The 21,541-nt window shown below is 68.2% G+C and carries 23 protein-coding genes and 1 pseudogene; 5 read left to right on the plus strand and 19 right to left on the minus strand.

What is annotated here, in order from left to right:
* Positions 1-98: 98 nt before the first annotated feature.
* The 4 genes from BJ970_RS32030 (at position 99) to BJ970_RS38465 (ending at position 3,289) form a co-directional block, all read left to right on the plus strand.
* Positions 99-539, plus strand: a complete 441-nt coding sequence (locus BJ970_RS32030; RefSeq protein WP_184731181.1) for an SRPBCC family protein — start codon at positions 99-101, stop codon at positions 537-539.
* A gap of 442 nt (positions 540-981) precedes the next feature.
* Positions 982-1,362, plus strand: coding sequence for a hypothetical protein (locus BJ970_RS32035; RefSeq protein WP_184731183.1), 381 nt, complete (start codon positions 982-984; stop codon positions 1,360-1,362).
* Positions 1,363-1,367: 5 nt separating this feature from the next.
* Positions 1,368-2,741: a caspase family protein gene (locus BJ970_RS38460; RefSeq protein ID WP_184731185.1), complete on the plus strand. Its 1,374-nt coding sequence runs from the start codon at positions 1,368-1,370 to the stop codon at positions 2,739-2,741.
* Positions 2,742-2,854: 113 nt separating this feature from the next.
* Complete coding sequence (locus BJ970_RS38465; RefSeq protein ID WP_184731187.1) at positions 2,855-3,289, plus strand: RrF2 family transcriptional regulator; 435 nt, start codon at positions 2,855-2,857, stop codon at positions 3,287-3,289.
* 40 nt (positions 3,290-3,329) lie between these two features.
* On the opposite strand, the gene BJ970_RS32050 is transcribed toward BJ970_RS38465, so the two are convergent.
* The 8 genes from BJ970_RS32050 to BJ970_RS32085 all read right to left on the minus strand — a co-directional run bounded on the left by BJ970_RS32050 (position 3,330) and on the right by BJ970_RS32085 (position 7,147).
* Positions 3,330-4,469: a uroporphyrinogen-III synthase gene (locus tag BJ970_RS32050; protein ID WP_184731189.1), complete on the minus strand. Its 1,140-nt coding sequence runs from the start codon at positions 4,467-4,469 to the stop codon at positions 3,330-3,332.
* A 281-nt stretch (positions 4,470-4,750) separates the two neighbouring features.
* The gene (locus BJ970_RS32055) at positions 4,751-4,996 is read right to left on the minus strand and encodes a hypothetical protein (RefSeq protein ID WP_184731191.1); all 246 of its coding nucleotides are present in this window, start codon (positions 4,994-4,996) and stop codon (positions 4,751-4,753) included.
* Positions 4,997-5,027: 31 nt separating this feature from the next.
* Complete coding sequence (locus tag BJ970_RS32060) at positions 5,028-5,249, minus strand: hypothetical protein (RefSeq protein WP_184731193.1); 222 nt, start codon at positions 5,247-5,249, stop codon at positions 5,028-5,030.
* A gap of 140 nt (positions 5,250-5,389) precedes the next feature.
* The gene (locus tag BJ970_RS32065) at positions 5,390-5,776 is read right to left on the minus strand and encodes a group I truncated hemoglobin (RefSeq protein WP_184731195.1); all 387 of its coding nucleotides are present in this window, start codon (positions 5,774-5,776) and stop codon (positions 5,390-5,392) included.
* A gap of 10 nt (positions 5,777-5,786) precedes the next feature.
* On the minus strand, positions 5,787-6,047 hold the full coding sequence (locus tag BJ970_RS32070; RefSeq protein ID WP_184731197.1) for a hypothetical protein: 261 nt from the start codon (positions 6,045-6,047) through the stop codon (positions 5,787-5,789).
* Entirely contained in the window at positions 6,044-6,331 is a 288-nt protein-coding gene (locus BJ970_RS32075; RefSeq protein ID WP_184731199.1) for a hypothetical protein, read from the minus strand. Before BJ970_RS32075 ends, BJ970_RS32070 begins: the two co-directional genes overlap by 4 nt.
* Positions 6,331-6,630 carry a hypothetical protein gene (locus BJ970_RS32080; protein WP_184731202.1) on the minus strand — a complete coding sequence of 100 codons (300 nt, stop codon included), beginning with the start codon at positions 6,628-6,630 and terminating at the stop codon, positions 6,331-6,333. Before BJ970_RS32080 ends, BJ970_RS32075 begins: the two co-directional genes overlap by 1 nt.
* 190 nt (positions 6,631-6,820) lie before the next feature.
* A complete protein-coding gene (locus tag BJ970_RS32085; RefSeq protein ID WP_184731203.1) occupies positions 6,821-7,147 on the minus strand; it encodes a hypothetical protein in 327 nt (108 codons plus the stop codon).
* Between the two features lie 368 nt (positions 7,148-7,515).
* Between BJ970_RS32085 and BJ970_RS32090 the strand changes: the two genes are divergently transcribed.
* Entirely contained in the window at positions 7,516-7,701 is a 186-nt protein-coding gene (locus BJ970_RS32090; protein WP_184731204.1) for a DUF4926 domain-containing protein, read from the plus strand.
* A gap of 221 nt (positions 7,702-7,922) precedes the next feature.
* On the opposite strand, the gene BJ970_RS32095 is transcribed toward BJ970_RS32090, so the two are convergent.
* From BJ970_RS32095 to BJ970_RS32140, 11 genes and pseudogenes are all read right to left on the minus strand, one after another.
* The gene (locus tag BJ970_RS32095; protein WP_184731205.1) at positions 7,923-8,729 is read right to left on the minus strand and encodes an SMP-30/gluconolactonase/LRE family protein; all 807 of its coding nucleotides are present in this window, start codon (positions 8,727-8,729) and stop codon (positions 7,923-7,925) included.
* Between the two features lie 128 nt (positions 8,730-8,857).
* On the minus strand, positions 8,858-10,003 hold the full coding sequence (gene dgoD, locus BJ970_RS32100; RefSeq protein WP_184731207.1) for a galactonate dehydratase: 1,146 nt from the start codon (positions 10,001-10,003) through the stop codon (positions 8,858-8,860).
* Positions 10,000-10,734, minus strand: coding sequence for a FadR/GntR family transcriptional regulator (locus tag BJ970_RS32105; RefSeq protein ID WP_184731209.1), 735 nt, complete (start codon positions 10,732-10,734; stop codon positions 10,000-10,002). The genes dgoD and BJ970_RS32105 overlap by 4 nt, the downstream gene beginning before the upstream one ends.
* Before the next feature lie 31 nt (positions 10,735-10,765).
* Positions 10,766-11,515 (minus strand): SDR family NAD(P)-dependent oxidoreductase, encoded by a 750-nt coding sequence (locus tag BJ970_RS32110; protein WP_184731211.1) that lies wholly within the window; start codon positions 11,513-11,515, stop codon positions 10,766-10,768.
* Positions 11,503-12,429, minus strand: a complete 927-nt coding sequence (locus tag BJ970_RS32115) for a DUF4380 domain-containing protein (RefSeq protein WP_184731213.1) — start codon at positions 12,427-12,429, stop codon at positions 11,503-11,505. Before BJ970_RS32115 ends, BJ970_RS32110 begins: the two co-directional genes overlap by 13 nt.
* Positions 12,426-13,538 (minus strand): zinc-dependent alcohol dehydrogenase family protein, encoded by a 1,113-nt coding sequence (locus BJ970_RS32120; RefSeq protein WP_221468337.1) that lies wholly within the window; start codon positions 13,536-13,538, stop codon positions 12,426-12,428. Before BJ970_RS32120 ends, BJ970_RS32115 begins: the two co-directional genes overlap by 4 nt.
* The gene (locus tag BJ970_RS32125; protein WP_246471915.1) at positions 13,538-14,458 is read right to left on the minus strand and encodes an ABC transporter permease; all 921 of its coding nucleotides are present in this window, start codon (positions 14,456-14,458) and stop codon (positions 13,538-13,540) included. The genes BJ970_RS32120 and BJ970_RS32125 overlap by 1 nt, the downstream gene beginning before the upstream one ends.
* A gap of 106 nt (positions 14,459-14,564) precedes the next feature.
* Positions 14,565-15,419 carry an ATP-binding cassette domain-containing protein gene (locus BJ970_RS40385; protein ID WP_446689111.1) on the minus strand — a complete coding sequence of 285 codons (855 nt, stop codon included), beginning with the start codon at positions 15,417-15,419 and terminating at the stop codon, positions 14,565-14,567.
* Between the two features lie 141 nt (positions 15,420-15,560).
* Positions 15,561-16,127 (minus strand): annotated as a pseudogene (locus BJ970_RS40390) (ATP-binding cassette domain-containing protein); the annotation flags it as partial.
* Positions 16,127-17,119 (minus strand): substrate-binding domain-containing protein, encoded by a 993-nt coding sequence (locus tag BJ970_RS32135; protein WP_184731219.1) that lies wholly within the window; start codon positions 17,117-17,119, stop codon positions 16,127-16,129. The pseudogene BJ970_RS40390 and the gene BJ970_RS32135, both read right to left, overlap by 1 nt.
* A 275-nt stretch (positions 17,120-17,394) precedes the next feature.
* Positions 17,395-21,420: an alpha/beta fold hydrolase gene (locus tag BJ970_RS32140; RefSeq protein WP_246472102.1), complete on the minus strand. Its 4,026-nt coding sequence runs from the start codon at positions 21,418-21,420 to the stop codon at positions 17,395-17,397.
* Positions 21,421-21,541: the final 121 nt, after the last annotated feature.

A 21,541-nucleotide genomic window follows, 5' to 3' on the forward strand; every position in this document is an offset into this window, starting at 1 on the left:
CCACACCCTCCCCCGACAGCCGCAGCGTTCCTAGCGTCGACGGCACGACCGCTTCCTACCTGCGGTCACCGCACCCCACTCGAATACGGAGAACACCGATGCCCGAAACCTTTGCCAGCGCAGTCATCCCTGCCGAGGCCGCAACGGTGTGGCGCACGGTCCGCGACTTCGGCGGCCTGGCGGACTGGCAACCCGCCGTCGCCCGCAGCGACCTGCGTGCCGGGGACGCGTCCGACCGCGTCGGCAGCGTCCGTTCCCTAATCATGTCCGACGGCGCAACCGTGGTGGAAACGCTCGTCGCGATGGATGACCAGGAAAGGTCGCTGACCTACGACATCGTCGAATCCCCTTACGCCGTGCGGTTCTATCGCGCGACCGTGCGGGTCCTGCCGCTGACCACCACCGGCGAAGCGTTCGTGGGCTGGTCGGTGGTCTTCGATTGCGAGGCTTCCGACGCCGACGAACTGGTCGGGTCCTTCCGCGACGGCATCTTTGCCACCGGATTACGCGCCCTTGCCGAGCGCTTCGCCACACCCTGACCGCCAGGTGAACTGCGCGCTGTGGCCGCCTGTTGAGAAGCACGGGCTCGTCGCCCACTACCCCGCCCTGCCCTCTCGGCCGGGGGTTGGAGGCTCGTTCTCTGACCGACACGCGCGGTCTTGACCGCCCCCAAGCCGCGGGCCTGGGTCCGGCCACCCTCGAACTCCGCCGCCCGCCGTTGGTGCGCAACACCCCGAGCGTGTGCGGCGTCCCGGCCCGGTGCCGCGCTGACCTCCCCGCGAAGCGGGCGCGAAGGCGAGGACCTTTTTCCGTTGCCGGGTAGCTGGGCCCGTAGGAGCGTTGAGGTCGGGTCGGAGCCCCGTATCGACGGCTACGGGGCGATGCGAGTGCGTTCGTGGCCGTCCAGCGCCGATCGAGGCTTCCGTCTCCGACGCCTAGGAACAATTTCGACGCGACTCTCCCTTGCAGCGGGGAGTGGACATGAGCGACAACACCAGCCTCCTGGTCAACGTCGCGGACGACGACGCTGACCCCGAGGAACTCGAAAACCTGACCCGCGCACTTCGCGCGGAGCTCCTCGAACTCGACGTAGCGGATGTGGAAGTCGTCCCCGCCGCCGACCCTCCGGCGTCCTCGCGGGGGTGGGCAGGCATCGAGCCGGACGCTCTTCTCGTGCTGCTATCACCGGAAGTCCTGCGTGCCGTCGTGTCGGCGGCGGCGCAGTGGTTCGGTCGCATGGGCTCTCGGTCGCGGCAGCTCAAGCTGGTGGTGGGCGATGCCGAACTCGTGCTCACCGACGCTTCGCCGGAGGAGCGGGAACGCTTGGTCGAGCACTTCATCGCTGCTACCGCGGCGAGGTGAGGACGATGGGTGTCAAATCGGCTTTGCTCGTCGCCTGCGACGATTACACCGACCCGACGTTGCGGCACCTGCGCTCGCCGGAGGTCGACCTCTGGCGCCTCAGCGGCCTGCTCAGCGCCGACAACATCGGCAACTTCCAGGTCGACAGGCTAGTGAACCGGCCGCACTACGAGGTAACCAAGGCGCTCTCGCGGTTCTTCCACAACCGGGCGCCGGACGACTTCCTCCTGCTGTTCTTCGCCTGCCACGGCGTCAAGGACACCAACGGCGAGATCGTGTTGGCCATGCACGACACCGAGACCGACCTGCTGGAGGCAACCGGTGTTCCGGCCAGCTTCGTGCTCGACCAGATCAACCGCTCCCGGTCGAAGCGGGTCGTCATCATGGTGGATTGCTGCTTCAGCGGGGCCTTCGCACGCGGATTCGTCTCTCGCGGTACGCAGACCGTCGACGTGGTGGACGCACTGCAGGGCCATGGCCGGGCAATCATCACAGCGTCCTCGGCGATGGAGTACGCCTACGAGGCCGATGCGATCCAGCAGTTCGGCCCGCCCGGATCCTCGGTGTTCACCAACGCGCTCGTGGAAGGACTCGGCACCGGCAACGCAGACGCGAACGGCGACGGCCGCGTGACCGTGCAAGAACTGTACGACTACATCTACGACCACGTCAGGACTGCGCATCCCGAGCAGACCCCCAACATGCGCAGCGAGTTGCAAGGCGACCTCTACATCGCCCGGACGCTGTCCGGCCCCTGGCGAGCGGGCACGCCAGCGCCGGAGGCCGAGGAGCCACCCCGTCCACCCACACCGTCGACCGCCCAGGAGGAGGTGGTCGCGCGGGCCAGCGGACCATCGGACTCGAGCACGCCAGCCCGTGCTGTGGAACCTGAAACCGCTGCCCCGGAGACCGCTAGTTCGATCACGGCTGACCCGGGTTGGTGTCGGTGCATCGTGCTCTCCCTGTTCCTCGTCTTCTTCCCCACCGTCATGCTCGAATTCTGGGTGCTCGCTCCGCTCAAGGGCTTGGTGAACAGCAAATGGCTTGTACCGGCGGGGCTGGAACCGCTCGGCGCGCTGCCTCTTCCGCTCGTCCTGGGCGGCCTCCTGTGGGGCATCACCAGCAGCTTTGTCGGCACGATGTGGTACCGGCATACCTCCGGGCACCGACCACGAGCGTTCATCCGGCACGTCGTGGCCGCGTGGATCTGGATGCCGGTGCTGTGGATACTCACGCGGGGCGTCGGAGCCTGGGGCACCGAAACGTTCACCGCGGTGTTCCTTTTCAGCACCGCCCTGGTTGTCGCCGTGTACTGGCTGGTGAATGTGCGGCGCATCCGGGAGTTGACGCGAGCTCCAGGCACTACTTCCACTTCGTGATAAGGAAACGGCGCGCTGTCGGTACGCAGTGCACCTCCGGACGAATTGCAGACGTCACAGGGACGTCATCGGACAAACACGCAGCTGACATTCCGCTTTTGCACAGTGCTGGCGTGCGTTTGACGAAGTTCACCGACCTGGCGCTGCGCGTGGTGCTCCGGCTCGCGCAATCGCACAGCGCGCAACTGATCACCGCCAGGGAGGTGTCTGTCGCCGTCGGGGCGCCGTATTCGCACGTTGCCAAGGCGGTCAGCCGGCTACAGCACCTGGAGATCGTGGACGCCAGACGCGGCCGCAACGGCGGGTTGGCGCTCACTTCGTTCGGCCGGAACACGTCAGTCGGCTGGATCGTGCGCGAGTTGGAGGGCGTCGGGGACGTCGTCGGCTGCACGGACGATCCGCCGTGCCCTCTCCTGCGGGGGTGCAGGCTGCGCGACGCTCTGCGGACGGCCCAGGAGGAGTTCTTCGCGTCGCTCGACCGGGTCACGGTTCGGGAACTGGCCGAGGGAAGCCCGCTGGGTCTGGCCCGGAGGCCGGCCACGACGTGAAATGCCTCGGTTTCCTTCCACGGCTCCCACGCATCGGTGGCTACGCTCGCGAAGCAGGGGGCACCGCCAGCCGGTACCCGCGCTTGGTCACGGTCTGCACCAGCCCTGGCCGGCCCAACTTGGTCCGCAACCTGCTGATCGCGCTTTCCACGGCGTGCTCCTGGCCACCGCCGGGAAGCACGGCGGCGAGCGCACTGCGGGAGATCACCCACCCCGGTCGCGTTGCCAGTGCCCGCAGTACGGCCATCTGAGCCGGCGTGGTCTCAAGCAGCCGGCCGTCCACGACGACCGCTTGGCCACGCAGTTCCAGGCTCGTTCCGTTGGCGTCGATGTGCGTCGTATGCCTCCGCAGGGTCTGCACGGTCACCCTGACCAGTGCTCCCACGCGGCTCCGTGCGGGTGCCACCGTCGGAATTCCCAATGCGGCAAACGGTCGTGCGGTGATCGGTCCGACGCATGACACCACGACTCTCGACTTCAGGGCGTCCACCACGGCTCTGTGGCGCCCGGTGCGCTCGGCCATCGCGAACATGCTCTTCGCAGCGGGTGCGCTCGTGAACGGCAAGGCGTCGATCGAGCCTTCGAGCACCGCGTCCAACAGCCGGTCCAGCTTACCGGGATCAGCGGGCTCGGCCCACCGGTAGACCGGGATCTCGACCACTTCCGCACCCGCCTCGCGCAATGGTGTCACGACGTCCGGCAGTGCTGATCCGCACAGCTGCACCGCGATCCGTCGACCGTCCACACCGGACTCCAGCAGATGCCGCACCATCTCGGCGGCGCTCTCCGATGCGGGCGAGTACTGCTCCTGCAGCCCGGCGGAACATACCGCGAACCTCGCTTTCTCCCCTCTGGCGAGCACCTGCACGCCGCGAAGCCGACGCAACAGCGGCTCCCGGAGCCCCCAGCCATCCGCGGCCTCCATCCATCCGCGAAATCCGATACCGGTGGTGGCGACGACGGCATCCACGCGTTCCCGCAGCAACCGGCGCGTCGCCGCGTGCAGCTCCGCGGCTTCGGCGAACGGCAGGAACCTGATGGCCGGAGCGTACTGTATTCGCGCTCCTTCACGTATGAAGAGCGCGCCAAGGTCCTCGGCGCGGCGCGAGGCGGTCACACCGATCGCGAAGCCGCTCAGTGGCGGGATTTCGCGACCATCGGAGGCCGAGGTCACCGCCATCTCGGCCGCCCCTCGGCGATCCCTCCGCCGAATGGCGGACCGAACACTGCGAACGGGCGCAGGTGCGGACGCCGTGCCGTTTTTCGAATTCTGGAGTGCCCCATGCGTATTTAGTAGTAAGCATGCGTTGCGCCCGTTTAAGGCCACTGTGACAATCGCAAAAACCGTTGCTCACAGCGAAAGAGCCGGGCTGTGAACACCTCCACTACCTCGGGGAAGGAGGGAACGCCGATCTCGCGCGACAACGCCAACCCTGCCACGCGGTCTTGGCCACTTCCACGTCAGCTATGGTCGATCGCCTGTGTGCTGTCGGCTTCCGCGCGGAGCCCGGCGAGCGAACGGGTGTACTTCAACACGGCCGGACCGAGCGGGCCGAACTGTTCCGGGATCAACCCGAGGTTGTGCGACGCGTTGGCCAGCGATCGGCTGATCCGTGCGAGGAGGACGATGATCGCCCCGAGTCCGACGGCCAACGCTCCCACCAGCAGCGCCGTGGCGACTAGCAGAACTACTCCGGTCAAAGGCATGGTAGTTGTTCCTGTTCTCTCGTCGCGTTCCTCAGTCCCGGCGGAGCGCATCCGCCGTCTCGGCCATCGCCGAGATCTCGCCCACCGCCTGGGGAAGCGACTGGGTGATCTCCCGGGACAAGCTGCCGATGCTGACGATCGCCCGGTTCGCGGCCGAAAGTCCCCTGATGATCCTCAGCAGGAGCAGCACGGCGATCGGGAAGACGACCAGGATGAGAATGCCGTCGCCGATCCACCACAGGAATGTGGACATCAGTCAACCTCGTCAATGGTTCGTGGAGAAGATTCCGGGCAGCAGGCCGAGTTGCGGGCGCTCGTTGTTGACCGAGTTGACGCCCGCGCCCCTGAGCAGGCAAGCGCCCCGCCGATGGCGCGGACACACGGTGGAGGGCCTCATTGGCCCAGAACCGGTTGTGCCTGCACGATGTCCTTGCGGAGCGCTTCGAGGATGGCGAGCACCTTCTCGACCGTGATCGGTCGCACGTCGCGTGCGGTCAGCGCATCCGCGAGGTGCTGCAGAACCCGGTCGAACGAGCCGCTGTCGATGGCGAGCCCGGCGTGGGCGGGCCCCATCATCTTGCCGGTGTAGGTCTCCGACGCACCGCCGAGTGCGACCGTCACCAGCGCGCGCTGGTGGCTCTTGATCCGCTTCATGTCCTTGCCCTCGAAGAACCTCGTGAGGTTCGGATCGGCCAGGATCCGGTCGTAGAAGTTCTCGACGATCGCTTTCACCGCGGGCTTTCCGCCCACTTCTTCGTAGAGGGTTTGTCCGGTGCTCACTGCCAGCTCCTCATTCCGCGTTCGTCGGTGCATTTTTCGCGGCCGCCCGCGATTGGCGGAGCACGCTCAAGCGTCGGCGCAATTCGGTCGCCGCCGGACCTATCGCGGCCACGTGCTCCCCGACTTCACGCGCCCCTGGCTCGACCTTTTCCGCCAGGGTTTCCGCGATGTGGCCGACGACCGAACCGATGAGGTAGAGGTATGCGCTCAAGACGGCCGCCAGCGCCGCGATCACCACGACCGAACCCGTCACCAGCAAGGTTTCGCTCATTTGCCCCGCCCCGTCGCAGTCCGCACAGTCGGATCGGTGGTGGCTTGCGCATCTCGCTCGAACGAGGCGACGTTGCGCGCCGCCGAGCTCAATTGCGGGGCGGCGGTCAAGGTGTGGACGAACAACCCCACCGCGGCGGACCAAACGTGGTCAACCCTCTTGTCGAGAGCCCGAACCGATTTCAGCAGCAGGTGCACCAGGACGATGACGACCAGGAGCACCACGAACCCCACCCCGACCGAGACGGCCCACAGCACGCCGACCTGCGATGCGGCCGGATTCATCACGAAACACCCCCCGCCTGGGTCGCCGTGGAAGGCCGCGGTACGAGCAGGGCGCGCAGGTGGACGTTCGCCTCGACCAGGTCCTCGAACGGACTGCTGGCCTCCTTCCCCGCGGACAGGTGCACGACGGTCATGGCGGCTTGCTTCTCGATCCGGTTCACCTTGGTGATGATGGTGACGACCAGAGCGACCACCGCCACGATCACCACGGCAGCGATCCAGAAACCGTGCCAATAGGCGGCAATAGCGGGATCCGAAGGGGGTTCGACTCCCGGCGACGACAGCATCGATGAGTGCATGACCCGAAGGTACGAGGCGGCTATTGCACCGAAATGGTCGTCGGTAAATGGTTCGTGTACGTCGTCTCCCGCGCACCGGAACCACTTGCGAGAATCCCGTTACACGTTCGTCACCCATGCCTCCGGAAGAGAATGACGAGCACGCAACAACGTCGGGCTTCCCCGGCCGGAACGCCGAATTCCAAACAGACTACGCCGCATTCGATCTCGCCGTGTAGCTATGGGTAGTGCGTTTGAGGTTGACCACGAGTCCGGTGGCGGCTTCCTGCACGATGATGTTCGCCTCGGTGCTGTCCCAACGCACTGCCGCTAGGCGGGCGCGGTCGAAGCGCGCGGCCATCACCACGTCCACCGCGTGCTCCCCGAACGCGTCGGTGCGGGAATGTCGCAACGCGCTCGCTCTGACAGCGGTGATGCCCGGTGCCACCGCGAGCGCTTCGCGGACCGTAAGCAGCACGTGTGACGAGACGAGAACGGTGTGGAGCTTGCAGCGTTCCGTCTTGGTCAGCTTCTTCAAGCTGAGGTTGCCGGCCGCGGTGGTGGTCGGCTTCCTCCTCGTCGTTAGTTGGTCTTGTTGGGTGGATCTGGGTGTGAACTTGATCGAATAGGTTGTCGTGAATCGTGGTGTTGTGTGAGGCTCACTCGCTGGGCGATCACGGTGCAGTAGGTTACTGGGGGTTTGGCGTGGATCAGGTCGCGATGGCCTGCATGCCAAGCTGCGTTCGCTGGTGAGCAACTACGTTGAAGCCAGCGCAGCGAGATCGAACTGCACGGCGTCGGGGACGCAGCCGGCAAGGTGAGCTACCTCAAAAGCGGCTGGATGAAGCTGCCCGACGGATCCATTAAACTCAATACGCCCTTCACGGGATTCACGAGGTAGCCATCATGCTGGAGCTCTACAGCAGGGTCCGCATCACCACCGACAAGTTCCTCGACGAGGACAACGTTCCTGCCGGAGCCGTCGGCTATATCGTCGAGTGCTACCCCGACGGCAACTACGAGGTCGAAGTCTCCGACGACAACGGCCACACCATCGGCCAATTCGTCGCCACCGAAGCCGACCTGAAATGAGCCGCACTCTGACCAGCTGCGTGGCCGACGCATCACCGGCCGCTGAACCCGACCGCACCGTCCGGGCTGCGACGATTTCGCGAAACCGCCCACCCCGCTGCGCGGGCCCCTAAGCAAGTCGCGCTCCCGGAGCCCGGCGGCGTTTGAGGTTCCGTTACCCGCACCGGAACGGGCCTCCCGCCAGGGAGAAAAGAGCAAACCACTTTTGCAACACTCTTTCTCTAGAGCGCTCTCGACAGGACGGCTCCGTCGAGGGCTCCGGGTGCGGCTAGGCCGACCGTCGCCGAGGTGACCACGAGCCGGTCGCCGACGACGCAGATGCTCGTCGGCTGCACGGCGGGAACGTTGACGACGCGGTCGAGTTCGCCCGTCGGCGCGTACCTGCGCACCTGGCCCGCGCCCCAGATGGCCGACCACAGGAACCCCTCCGCGTCGACCGTCATGCCGTCCGGGCTGCCTTCCTCGACCACGGCGAAATCGGTCTGCCCCCCAAGCTGGCCGCTGGCCGGGTCGACCGCGAAGCGGTGGATCACGCCACGCGCGCTGTCGGCGAGATACATCGTCGTGCCGTCGGCGTCGAAGGCCGGGCCGTTGGGCACGGTGAGCTCGCCGAGCACGCGGGTGACCGTGCCGTCCGGGTCGGCGCGGTACAGGGACCCGGCGCCGGGGGCGTTGTTGTAGGCCATCGACCCGGCCCAGAACCGGCCGTACGGGTCGGTGACGCCGTCGTTCATGCGCATCGGCGTGGCGGCACCGTCCTCGGGGCGGGCGAGCCAGTGTTCTATACCGGTGTCGCCGAGAATCGCGATGCCCGTTCCGGCTGCGGCGATCCAGCCGCCGCCGGGCCGGGGCGCCACGGCGCCGAGCGGTTCGGCGAGCGTGAGCAGCACGCGTGGTTCGCCGTCCTCGGGCACCACCAGCAGCCGCCCGGTGAGGATGTCTACCATGATCAGCCGGTCGCCGGTCCGGCGCAGGCCCTCGCCGAGGGCGAACCGCTCCCCCGGCCACGCCGTCCAGTTCTCGTTCATCGCAACGCCGCTCCCTCCTCAGCAGATCGAATTCGGCTTTCGCGAGTCGCGCGGGCAGATTGGGGTGGGCGAAACCGCCAGGAACCGCACACCGGAGGCCACCAGCGTCTCGGCCGTCTCTTCCCGCTTCACCACTCGGCGAACGAGCCGTCGTCGTGACGCCACACCGGCGGCCGCCACCGGTGTCCGCGCGCGTCGGCGGCGCGTACCGCGGCCTCGTCGATCTCCACGCCCAGGCCGGGCGCCTCCCAGCGGCGGATGGCGCCTTCGGGGAACGCGAACGGCGTGCGGTCGACGACGTAGTCGAGCAGTTCCGCGTCGGTGTTGTAGTGGATGCCGATGCTTTGTTCCTGGATCAGGAAGTTGGGAGTCGCGAAGGCGACCTGCAGGCTGGCGGCGAGCGCGAGCGGCCCGAGTGGACAGTGCGGGGCGAGCAGCGCGTCGAAGGTCTCCGCGAGGGCGGCAATCCTGCGCACCTCGGAGATACCGCCCGCGTGCGAGAGATCCGGCTGCGCCACGGCGATCCCGGCCTGCAGCGCGGGCAGGAATTCGGTGCGCGAGTATAGGCGTTCCCCGCAGGCGATGGGCACGCTGCTGCTAGCGACGACATCGCCGAGTCGGTGCACGTATTCGGGCAGCACCGGCTCCTCCACGAACAGCGGCTGCAGCGGCGCCAGCTCGGGGATCACCCGGCGTGCTGCGGCGACACCGAAGCGGCCGTGGAAATCCACCGCTACATCCCGGGAATCGCCGATCACCTCCCGCACGGCCGCCAGCCGCGCGACGACGCCGTCGACCTCTTCGCGAGTGGGCATGCGCCCGATGCGACCCGAGCCGTTCATTTTCACCGCGGTGAGCCCGCTCTCCACCTGCCGCGCCGCCGCCTCGCCCACCGCGGAGGGCTCGTCGCCACCGATCCAGCCGTAGACGCGCACCTCGTCGCGCACCGCGCCGCCGAGCAACTGGTGCACCGGCACGCCCAGCGACTTGCCGAGGATGTCCCACAGCGCCTGGTCGATTCCGGCCACGGCGCTGGAGAGCACCGGCCCGCCACGGTAGAAGGCGGCCTTCGTCATGAGCTGCCACAGGTCCTCGACGCGCCGGGCGTCCTGCCCGACCACGATGTCCGCCAGCTCGGCCACGGCGGCGCGGACGGTCTCGGCCCTGCCCTCCACCACGGGCTCGCCCCAGCCGACGATGTCCTCGTCGGTGGCAACCCGGCAGAACAGCCACCTCGGCGGCACCAGGAACGTCTCTACGGAAGTGATCTTCACTCGCTGACTGTCGCTTTCTCTTCGGTGTCGTCGTTGGTTCCGAGTACCCCGGCGGCATCTTTGGCGGCCTTGTCCAGCAACGAGGTCACCGCGGCCGCGGCCGCTTCGGGGTCGCGCCTGCGCACCGCCTCCACCACGTCGGCGTGGCTCGGCACCGGGTCGTCGGCGTCGGTCTCGTGCACAAGCGCGTCGCGCAGGCGCAGCGCGGGCTCGATGAACACGTCCATCCTGGCAAGCATCTCGTTGTGCGTGGCCCGCAACATCGCGCGGTGCCAACGCAAATCCGCCGCCACCTCGGCCGCGGCGCCCTGCCCCACGGCGTCGGCCATCGCGGCAAGCGCGGCGTCGAGCTCGGCCATGTCGTGCTCGTCGCGGCGCAGCGCCGCCATCGACGCGGCCGCAGGCTCGACGACGGCGCGAACCTCGGCGAGGTCGCGCAGCACGGCGGCGGTGTCGCCCGCCTCGCTGCGCCAGCGGATCACGTCGCTGTCGAGCAGGTTCCAGTGCTCGCGGTCGCGCACGTAGGTGCCGCGCTTCTGCCGTGCAGCCACGAGTCCCTTCGCGGCGAGCACCTTCATGGCCTCGCGCAGCGCGGTCATGCTCACCTCCAGGTCGCGGCCGAGCGCGGCAAGGTCGATCACGTCTCCCCCGCCGAGCTCGCCCGACACGATGCGCGCACCGAGCGCGGCCACTACTTGCCCGTGCACCCCACGGCCGCTGTAGCCGCTCATGTTGCGCTCCTCCTTGCTTCTTCGATCCCCATCACGACGAGGTCTTGTACACACTCCAGCCACCGTCCACAGTCAGCGTGGCACCGGTGATGAAGGAGGCGTCGTCACTTGCCAGAAAGGCGATGGCCGCCGCGACCTCGGCCGGCTCCCCCAACCTTTTCACGGCGGTCTGCGCCGCGGACAGGCGCCGGTCGTCCTCGCCGATACCGTCCCACGCCGCGGTGAGCACCGGGCCGGGCAGCACGGAGTTGACCCGCAGCACCGTCCCGTATTCGGCGGCGAGCTGCCGCGCCAGGCCCGTGAGTCCCGCCTTGCTCGCGGCGTAGGCGGGCCGCCCCGGAAGGCCGACGAGAGCGTGCACCGACGAGGTCAGCACCACCGCACCGTTGCGTTCCCGGGACAGGTCCGGCAGACACGCGGTGAAGCCGAGGAACGTGCCGGTCAGGTTCACCGACAGCTGACGTTCCCACGACGCGACACTGGTCTCGTGGGCGGGCAGGACATCGACGGTGTAGGCGTTGCTCACGAGCACGTCCACCGCACCCAGCTCCGCGTGGCACCGCTCAAGCGCCTGTGCCCATGCGGTCTCGGAGCTGACGTCGCAGTACACGCCGATGGCCCGGCCACCTGCCTGGCTGATCCGCGCGATGGTCGCGGCGGTGTCGACGATATCGAGCACGGCGACCGCCGCGCCGTCGGCGGCCAGCCGCTCGGCGGTCGCGGCACCGATCCCCTGCGCCCCACCGGTGACCACGGCGACCTTGCCGTTCAAGCCGTGCATGCGCTCACCTCCACGTCGATCGTCATCGTCGTCTCCTCGCCGGGAGGTAGCGTGGTGAGCGGGCCGAGCACCTCGCATTCGACGATGCGGGCCGGCGGGTTCAGCTCACCCAACTCCGCCAGTGGCTCGGGCAGCGGGTGCTCCAGCCACACCTCCACGCGCGAGCCCCGGTCCGGGTACTCGGCGCCGGTATCGACGGTGAACCGCTGCGTCAGGGTCGAGCCGCCGCCGGTGTGGGAGAGCCAGCCCGTCGCGGCGGGGAAACCGAGCTTGCCCACCACGTCCTGGTGCGGGATGAACGTCGCCGCGCCCCGCTGCTCCCACTTCGGGTAGCCGGTGCCCGCGAGCAGCTTCGTCACGTGCTCCGGCCCGCCGACGAGGGTGCCGCCCTCGCCGTCGGCGGCTAGCTGGGTGACGTTCCACAGTGCCCAGCGCACGTCTCGGTCGGAGGTGTTTCGCGCGGACAGCGTGAGCCGGTAGGCGCTCTCGCCGCGCCGCAATTCGAACCGGCGCCCCAGCCGCAGCCCGGTGCGGGGCTCGTCACCGCTGGTGAGCGTCACGACTGCGGCATCGGCGCGCTCCTCGGTGGTCACCGTGTAGGCGCCGGAGTCGAGCACGGGGTCGGGCGGGCCCGCCCACTGGTCGGCACCGGCCCAGCCCTGCGGGGCCGGCCAGGTTTTGTCGCCGCCGTAGTTCACCCAGTCGCCGAGTCCGCCCGACACCGGCCGGTGGAGGTGCCCATCCCGGAATCGCAGGTCGTCGGTGAGCAAATCATCGTTGCGCCACAACAATTCCCGTCCGTCCTTTCCGGACAGAGACAGCAGCCTGCCGCCGAGCTCGGGTACGATCCCGAGGCGCAGCCCGTCGTTGGCGAGCCACCACACCTCGGGAGTGCCGTCCTGGCGTTCGATCACGAGCCGGACTCCTCCGACGGCAGCAGGACCACCTTGCCCCGACTGGCCCCGGCGGCGAGCCGGTAGGCCTCGTCGGCCTTCGCCAGCGGGAACCGGTCGCTGACGACGCGCTCCGGGCGCAGTCCCCAGCATGCGAGGTGCACTGCCAGCTCCGCCATCGCGGGCAGCGATGTGACCCATGAGGCATAGAGCGTCAATTGCTTGTGCAGCAACGCGTCCGACACCTCGGTTTCGAGCGTGCCGCCCTCCCCGACCAACGAGACGCGGCCCCACTCGGCGGCGGCCGCGATGGCCGTGGACCGGCCGGCCCGCGAGCCGGAGCAGTCGATGGTGGTGAGCGCACCCGGCGCGCCCAGCACGTCGCCGACGAGTGCCGCCGTCGCCTCCGCGCCGGTCTCGGGAGCGAGGGTCGCGTCGAACACCCCCAGCCCGTCGGCCCACGCGCGCCGCTGCGGCGATACCTCGACGCCGACGACGCGCCGGGCGCCCAATCCCTTGCCGATCATGCCCGCGGCCAGTCCCACCGGGCCGAGCCCGACGACGAGCAGGTCGCCATCGCCGCTGACGCCGATCCGGCGCAGGCCCTCGTAGGCCGTGCCGAAGCCGCACGCGATCAGCGCACCATCCACATAGGACAGTTCGTCGGGCAGCGGCACGCAGGTGGACTCCTCGGCCAGCAGGTAGTGGGCGTGCCCGCCGTCGCGCTGCCAGCCGTAGGACTCCCGCTGCGGCGCGCTACAGCTGATGAAGTAACCGCGACGGCAGTTGTCGCATAGCCCGCACCCGGCGATGTGGTAGACGATCACGCGGTCGCCGGGGCCGAAGCGGCGGCATCCGGGGCCGGTCGCGACGATCCGGCCCGAGGGCTCGTGCCCGGCCACGACGCCGCGGTACGCCGGGCCGTCGACGCCGCGGTGTCCCTTGTGCTCGTGGTAGATGTAGCCGATGTCGGAGCCGCAGATTCCCGAGGCACCCACCTCGATCAGCACCTGCCCCTGCCCCGGTACCGGCACGGGCAGCTCGCGCAGGAGGGCGGTCGAGTCTCCGGGCAGGTACACACCGGTCATGACGTCGGTGCCCACGGCGATCTCTCCTCTCGTCACGCTCATTAAGTCTCCCTCGTCGCGCGGGCCCGCTTCGTGATCACGACGTTGACCAGCACGGCAACCACGATGATCACACCGCGGATCACGTTCTGCAGGAACGAGTTGACGCCGAGCAGCACCAGCCCGTTGCTGATCACGGTGATGAAGACGACGCCGAGCAGCGTGCCCAGCATCGTGCCGCGCCCGCCGGCGAGCGCCGTGCCGCCGATGACGACCGCGGCGATCACGTCGAACTCAAGGCCGGACGCCGCACCGCCGTTGCCCGAACCGAGGCGCGCCGCCAGCAGCACACCCGTGATGGCCGAGAGCACGCCGGTGGTCGCAAAGAGCAGCACCCGGACCCTGGCCAGGTTGATGCCGGCCATCCGCGCCGCGGGAGCATTGCCGCCCACGGCGTAGACGGAGCGGCCGTAACCGGTGTAGCGGGCCACGTAGGCGAAGACGAAGAACAGCACCACCATGACGATCGCCGGCGTCGGGATGCCGAGGATCGAACCGCCCAGGGTGTCCATCAGCCCGCTCTCGGGAAGCACCACGGGCAGCGCGTCGGTCAGGTAGAGACCGAGGCCGCCGAGCGCGCTCCAGATACCGAGGGTGGCGATGAACGAGGGCACGTCGAAGCGGGCCCGCAGCCAGCCCGCGAGCGCTCCCCACGCCGCGCCGGCGACGAGCGTCAGCAGGATCGCCGGGGCGATGCCGAGGCCCCATTCGGCGGCGCCCTTGGCGACGAGCACCGAGGAAAACGCCACGGCGGGGCCGATGCTGATATCGATCTCGCCGGCGATGATCACGAGGGTGACGCCCCACGCGGCGATACCGACGGTGGCCGCGTTGCGCAGCATGCCGAGTTGGTTGTCCAGGCTCAGAAATCCCGCCGCCGTGCTGCCGAGGACGATGTAGAGCACGACGATCGCGGCGATCAACCCGATCTCGTTGAGCGAACGGCCTGCGAAGGGTCTGCCCACGCGGTCGCGACGCTGCGCCGGCGCGGTCTGGGTAGCTGTCATTTCTGGTTCCTTGTCGAGGGTTTCAGGCCGCCATCGCGGCGGAGAGCACGGAATCGGTTGTCAGCTCGCGCCCGCTCAGCTCTGCGGCGACGCGACCGTCCCGCAGGGTCAGTACCCGGTCGCACACCAGCGGAAGCTCCTCAAGCTCCCCGGACACGAAGACGATCGCGGCTCCGCGCTTGGCCAGTTCCCGCACGAGGCGGTAGATCTCGGCCTTGGCCTGGACGTCGACGCCGCGCGTCGGCTCGTCGAGCAGCAGGATCCGGCTGCCTGCGTGGAGCCAGCGGCCGATGACGGCCTTCTGCTGGTTGCCTCCGCTGAGGTTCACGATTGGCGTGCGGGCGGAGGGGGTGGCGATGGACAGCCGTCCGATGAGTCGTTGCGCGGCCCTGCGCACCCGGCCGGGCCGCACGGTGGGCCCGGAGCTGACGGCGGAGAACTTCGAGAGCACGAGGTTTTCGTCGACGCCCAGCAGCGGCACCACACCCTCGTCCTTGCGGTCCTCGGGGGTCATGCCGACGCCGAGGCGCTTCATCACCGTGGGTGTGGGGCGAACGACCTCGGTGCCCTCCACGCTGATCGTGCCCGCCGAGGCCGGATCGAACCCGGCGATCGCGCGCAGGACTTCCGTGCGCCCGGAACCCATCAGCCCACCGATGCCAAGCACCTCGTCCGGATAGACGTCGAAGGAAACGTCGAGCACCTTGGGCTGCACCGAGAGCCCGCGCACAGAAAGCAGCGGCGTTGCGTCGCGATCGACATCCCGCTCCGGCGGGCGTTGCGCGGCTTGCGCGGCGTCGCCGATCATGAGCGAGACGATCGTGCCCGTGTCGGCGTCGCCGACGTCCACAGTGTCGACGATCTCGCCGTCGCGCATCACGGTCGCGCTGTGCGCGATCCGGCGGATCTCCTCCAGCCGGTGACTGACGTAAAGCACGGCGACACCTTCAGAGGCGATACGAGTGACGGTATCCAGCACCACGCCGACCTCGGCGGCGGCGAGTGCGCTGGTGGGTTCGTCGAGGATGAGCAGGCGGGACTGTTCGCGCACCGCGCGGCAGATCTCGACCAGCTGCCGGGTGGCCAGCGAGAGCGAGCCCACGGATACGGCGGGGTCGATGTCGAGGCCGAGCCGCGCGAACACCTCGGCGGCACCCGCCCGCATCGTGGCGTAGTCGACCGCGCCCCCTCGGCGCGGCCAGCGGCCGAGGTAGAGGTTCTCGGCGACACTGAGCTCGGCGACGAGGCTCAGTTCCTGGTGCACGGTGTTGATGCCGAGCCCAGCGGCCCGGCGGACGCCGCCATCGCCGAGCGTTTCGCCCGCGACCGTAACGGTGCCCGCGTCGGGACGCTCCACTCCGGACAGTACGCGGATGAGAGTGGACTTTCCCGCCCCATTGCGGCCGAGCAACGCGCGGATCTCCCCCGCGCGGATGGACAGGTGGGCGTCGGTCAGCGCGCGCACGCCCGGGTAGTGCTTGGTGACGCCGTCGACCACGATGACGGTCGAACCGCTGGCGACATCGGCAGCCACAGCTTCTCCTTCGCTGGTTCGGTTTCGGTCAGGCAGGCCGGCGCGGGCCATCACGGCACCCCGTCCGGGTGCGCGCCGAGCCAGTCGCTGCCCTGCTGCGGCGCCGCGTAGAGATCGATCGGGGCGGGGACGACGAGGTAATTCTTCAGCTCACCCCGGCGCGCCTGGTCGGCCGAGCGAGCCGCGAGCTTGCCGACGGCGATGCCGGAGATATCGACGACGCCCTTGAGGACGTCCTCGGCGACGAGTGCCTGGGCCGCCTCGGTGGACATGTCACTGCCGAAAACGACGGTCTGGCCGACCTTTTTGCGAGACTGCACCGCGCGCACGGCGCCCATGGTCGCGCCGCCCGCCTCGCCGTAGAAGGCGTCCAGGTCAGGGTTGGCGGTCAGGATGCGCTCGGCGACGTCCACGGCCTCGTCGATCGTCGAGCCCTCCTGGTTGGCGACGATCTTGGCGCCGGGCAGCTTCGCGTGCAGCGCCTGCTCGAAGCCGTGCCTGCGCTGGATGCAGACCTCGACGAACTCGCAGTTGACCACCGCGATGTTGGGCGCGGTCTTGCCGACGGAGAGGAAGTACTCGGCGGCACGTGCACCGAGCAGTTCACCGAAGCGCACCGGGTCACCGAGCACGTACGCGGAGACATACTGCCGAGCGCTGTCCTCGGCGATGCAGGTGTTGTAGCAGACGACGGGGATGCCGCTCTCGTGCGCGAGCTTGATCGCGGGCACCGAGGCCGTGGCCGAGGCGGGCGAGAGGACCAGCGCGTCGACCTTCGCAGCGCTGACCTGATCGATGAACGTGCTTTCCTTGGAGGCGTCGCCCTGCACGTTGAGCTGGAGCAACTGCGGCGCCTGGCCGAGCGACTCCGCCTCCTGCTGCATGCCCACCCGGACACCGGCGTAGAAGCCCTGCGCGTCCATGTAGACGACGCCGAACCGGCCGTTCTCTCCGACCTTTCCGCCGCAGGCGGCCAACACGCCGAGCAGCACGACCGCCATCAGCGCCAGGCCTGCCCGGCCACGACGCATCGTTGCGCCCATCCAGTTCTCCTCGTTCCTCGGACCCGGCCCGCCGGGAACCGGGCGGGCCGTGCGATCAGTGTCCGTCGCGGCAGACCCAGAGTCAACATTAATTAATAATTAATGTGCTTGAGACCAACGCGGGCCGGACGGGGCATGGGGGCAGTCCTGCTCCTGCGGTTCGCAGCCAACGTGGCTCTTCTGATGTGTCCGTGGGTGGTGTTGACGACCCTCGATGCAGGGGCGCGCGCGGGGGCAGGAGAGCCCCAATTTTAGGCAAAACCGGAAAAACAGCCCTAGCCCAGGGCCGGGCGGGCTGGTGGGCTTGTTGACATCGCTGTGGTTGCTGGGGGCGGCTGCGTCGGGTAGACGGCTTCGCAGTGGGTGTTCGGGTCCGGGGTTTCCAGCGTGATCAGGTACCGGTCTACCTTCTCCCGCACGCAAAGGCTGCGGTAGTACTGGCCGTGGCCGATGCCGTCGTGGTACAGCAGCACCGAGTTGTCGATCTGGCCCGCTACCGCGAGATTCCACGCGCTCGGCGTCGCCACGTCGTACCGGGCCTTGACGATCAGGATCGTCGGCGCACCCTTGATCGACAGCTCGTGCTGCGGATTGCCCGCCTCGACCGGCCACCCCAGGCAAGAGGTCACATCGGCCCAAAACGGCGAGAGTTTCGTGTGCGGCGCAACCTGCTCCGCCTTGTCTCGGTAGCTGCGCAACTCCGCGAAGTCACGGACCGTCCAGCTCCAGTCATCGCACCAGATCCCCTGGTAGGAGTTCTGCACCGGCTCCGCCCCAGCCGCCACCGCAGTGACCGCCGGGCCGCCCCGCGACAGCGCCTTCAGCCGGTTCGCCAGCCCGAACCACACCACCTCCGGCCGGTACATCGCAATCATCAACTCCCGGAGCAACGAACCGACGCTCAGCGCGGCGCCGGTCGCAGGATCTCGCAGAGTTCCGGCCTCGGCCTGGGCATACACGCCATCCCACACCGCCCGCACGTCCTCGCCGTACAGCGAACACGCCACGGTCCGCTCGCACCAGTCGGCGAAAGTGTTGAACGAACCTTCCAAATCCTCACTGGCCGTTTCGATATACCGGCCACCGGAGCGCATGCTGTGGTCCATGTTCGAGTCGATCGTCATCGCCCGAATCCGGTCCGGGAACAACTCCGCGTACTGCTGCCCCACCTGCGTGCCGTAGGAGGCACCGTAGAAGCTAAGCCGCTCCTCGCCGAGCGCGGCGCGAATCGCGTCCAGATCGCGGACGGCGCTGGTGGTGTCGACGAAGTCGAACACCGGCCCGGTGATATTCCGGCAGTCCTCCCCCAGCTTCGCGTTGTAGGCCAACAGGTCCCGGTATTCCCGCTCGTTCGAAGGGAACTCGCGAGGAGCCTGGGCGAGCAAGTCTCCGCTGCACTGGACCTCGTTGCTGCGCTTGACACCGCGCTGGTCCCAGCTGACGATGTCGAACCGCTTGCGCAACTCGCCACCTTGCAGCGGGCCCGCGCCGAGGATGTAGCTGTCGATGCCGGACCCGCCAGGACCGCCGGGCGCGACGAACAGCACCCCGATCCGGTTCTGCGGCTCGGTGGCGCGTAGTCGGCCGATGGCGATCTGAGTCTTGGCGCCATCGGGGTCATCCCAGTCGATCGGCACCTCGACGGTGCCGAATTCGCCCTGCCCGTCGCCACACGGTTCCCAGGCGAGCCTGGCGGGTTGGGACAACGCGGATTGCCCACGGGTGAGGGAAAAGAGCACCAGCGCGGCCGATGCCGTGGCGAATAGCAGTCGTCTGCTCACGAAAGTGCCTGGAGCGGACCGCTGGGCGGGCACCAGCTCGTCGACCGATTCGCGCTCCCCCTGCCCGGGCCAGCGCACGACAGCCTCTATCCGCGCACCATCCGGATACCGCGACGGAACAACATAGCTCACCGCAGCCCGCAATTCCGGGCCCGAGGAACCCAGCAGCTCACCCTCCGACCCCAACAACGACCAACGACCGGTGCCCACACCATCCACGAACCTCGGCAACAACCTGCCATCCGAGGCCACCGACACCTCGGTGGCATGCACACCGCCGTCCACCGTCTGAACCACATCGGTATCGGCCACCCAAGCCGAACCGCGCAACGCACGAGCAAACCGCTCGGCAAACGACAACACACCCGGACCCGGACGCCGATATGCACCACACCCCAGCAACGCCACCTTCAACCCCGGCACAAACCGCCGATCCCGCCGCACCTCCGCCACGAAATCCTCCGGCCCGACCCGCCGCCCATCCGCCAGCACCGCACTCCCCCGCGCCGTCACATGCACACCCACAACCTGGATATCCGGCAAAACAGGCGCCAACCGCGCCGCACGATCCATCAACCCACCGGAATCACCAGGACCCGCGAACAACAACGGCTCCGGCCTCGGCCGACCCGCCAACTCGGCAGGAGGATCGACCAACCGAGGCCGACTCCCATCCGCCCCGTACAACATCCACGCCGGTCCTCGACCAGGGTCGACCCGCGCCAACACATCCGCCCCGACGCCCTGCACCTCGGCCAACGCGTCACCGGAAACAACCATCTCGTTGTGCCCGAGCACCAGCAGCGGCCGGGCACCCTGCGGGGCGGCGGCGGCATGATCCGGCGACCGGGTCCACCCGGCGTACTCGGCACGTTCCCTCGCCCCCTGAACCGACAGGCTCACCGAAGCGCTGGGCTCGCCTGCCACGGGTTCTACTGCTCGCACGCCGACCACAGCAGCGCTTGTACTGTCCACACCAGACGAGTTCGCATCGGCTTGGTCAACGCCAGCAGTCTGGCCGTAGGCCGACGGTGGCGAATCGGCACGAGTGCCGTGCCTCCCGGTCGGATCCTCAGAACCCGTTGCATCGTTACGGAAAAGGCCGTCGCCCGGATGCGGGCTATACAGTGGCGGCGGCGTGCCCGGCCTGTCCTGCCTCCGCAACGCGCCCGGAGCCGTCACACCGCCCGGCGGGGCATTCTCGGTGACGGGACCAGCAGGCAGGAGAATCGGGGCCAGCGGACCACCCGGCGCCAATGCCGAGTCAGCGTCCGCCTTTTCGGAACCGGGCAGTGGCACCCAGGAATGCGCCTTGGACATTTCCGTCAAGGATCCGGGCTTCTCGCTGAAGGTCGCCACAAATGTGGGTCTTTCGCTCGGCTGCGAACCGAAATCGGCCTTCGACTCCTCCGACGTGTCCGTGCCGGCGTCATGGCTATCGGAAGTCTCGGTCTCGTTGGCGGCGTCTCTGGCCCGGCCCGCGGGAATCAACTGACCCCGCAACGCCAGACCCATCAGGTTCCCGACGCCGGAAACCACCGCCTCCGACAACCCCGCCGTGAACGAGAATGGATTCCACTGCGCCCCCTGACCACTCAACGCCCCATACCCCGCCTCGCCGAACATCTCGGTCAGACCCTCTTCCACCGACTCCCCCAGACCGTGACCAAACCGCGCCGCCCACATCGCCCGCACCGACATCCCCGTGAAATCGTCCAAGCTCTTCGACACCACATCAGCAAAGCGCGCCATCGACGACAACGGATACTGATCCGCGTGCTCCCCCACAGCATGCTTCGCCGCCGCTGCCAGCACCTCAGCATCGATCTCGTCACCCAAACCCCGCACTAGAACCTTGGTGATCGCGTTGGCCACCACATTGCCCAACGCCGACAACGGCACCGCCAACAACGCGCTGAACGACCCCACCCCCACCGCCATCCCCGTCAGCTGCCCATCCCACTTCTTCCGCGTCCCCAACGCAAACTGCGCCCCCTGCGCACCCACCTCCACCACCAACTGCAACCCCACCCCCACCACCTGAGCCACCGCCAACCGCACGAACAACTGACCCCACCACCGCGACAACAAAAACCGCATCACCACAAACCGCGCCGCCAACCACGCCATACTCGCCCCACCCGTCACCCCCGCCATCGACACCGCCCACACCACCTCAGCCAACAACAACAGCAGGCCCCCCACCGTCACAAACTTCAAATACTGCACCTGCAACGCCAAATTCCGCACAAACCCCGCCAACTCACGCAACCCCACACCACCCGACTCCAAAACCGGACCAAACCCCGCCAACCGCTCCGCAAACCGATCCGCCGCCTTCCCCGAAAACCCACCCCGCACCCGCCCCACCACCTCCCCCACCACCGGACCCAACACCTCCACCGCCACCGCACCCGACTCCAACCGCCCCGCCACCGCAAACAACGCATCCTCATCCGCATCCGTCATATCCTCACCCGTCAGCACCTGAAAAAGCCGCCGCACCTCCTCCGGCACCATTACCGACACGCAACAACACCCACTCGGCTCACACCCGGACTAGTGTCGTGTCCAGGTACGTTGGCTGGGTAATCGAGGGTCCCGCCCAGCAGGGTTGGCGATTTCGCGCGCCAAAACGGAT

The sequence above is a fragment of the Saccharopolyspora phatthalungensis genome (assembly GCF_014203395.1).
GTDB lineage: Bacteria > Actinomycetota > Actinomycetes > Mycobacteriales > Pseudonocardiaceae > Saccharopolyspora > Saccharopolyspora phatthalungensis.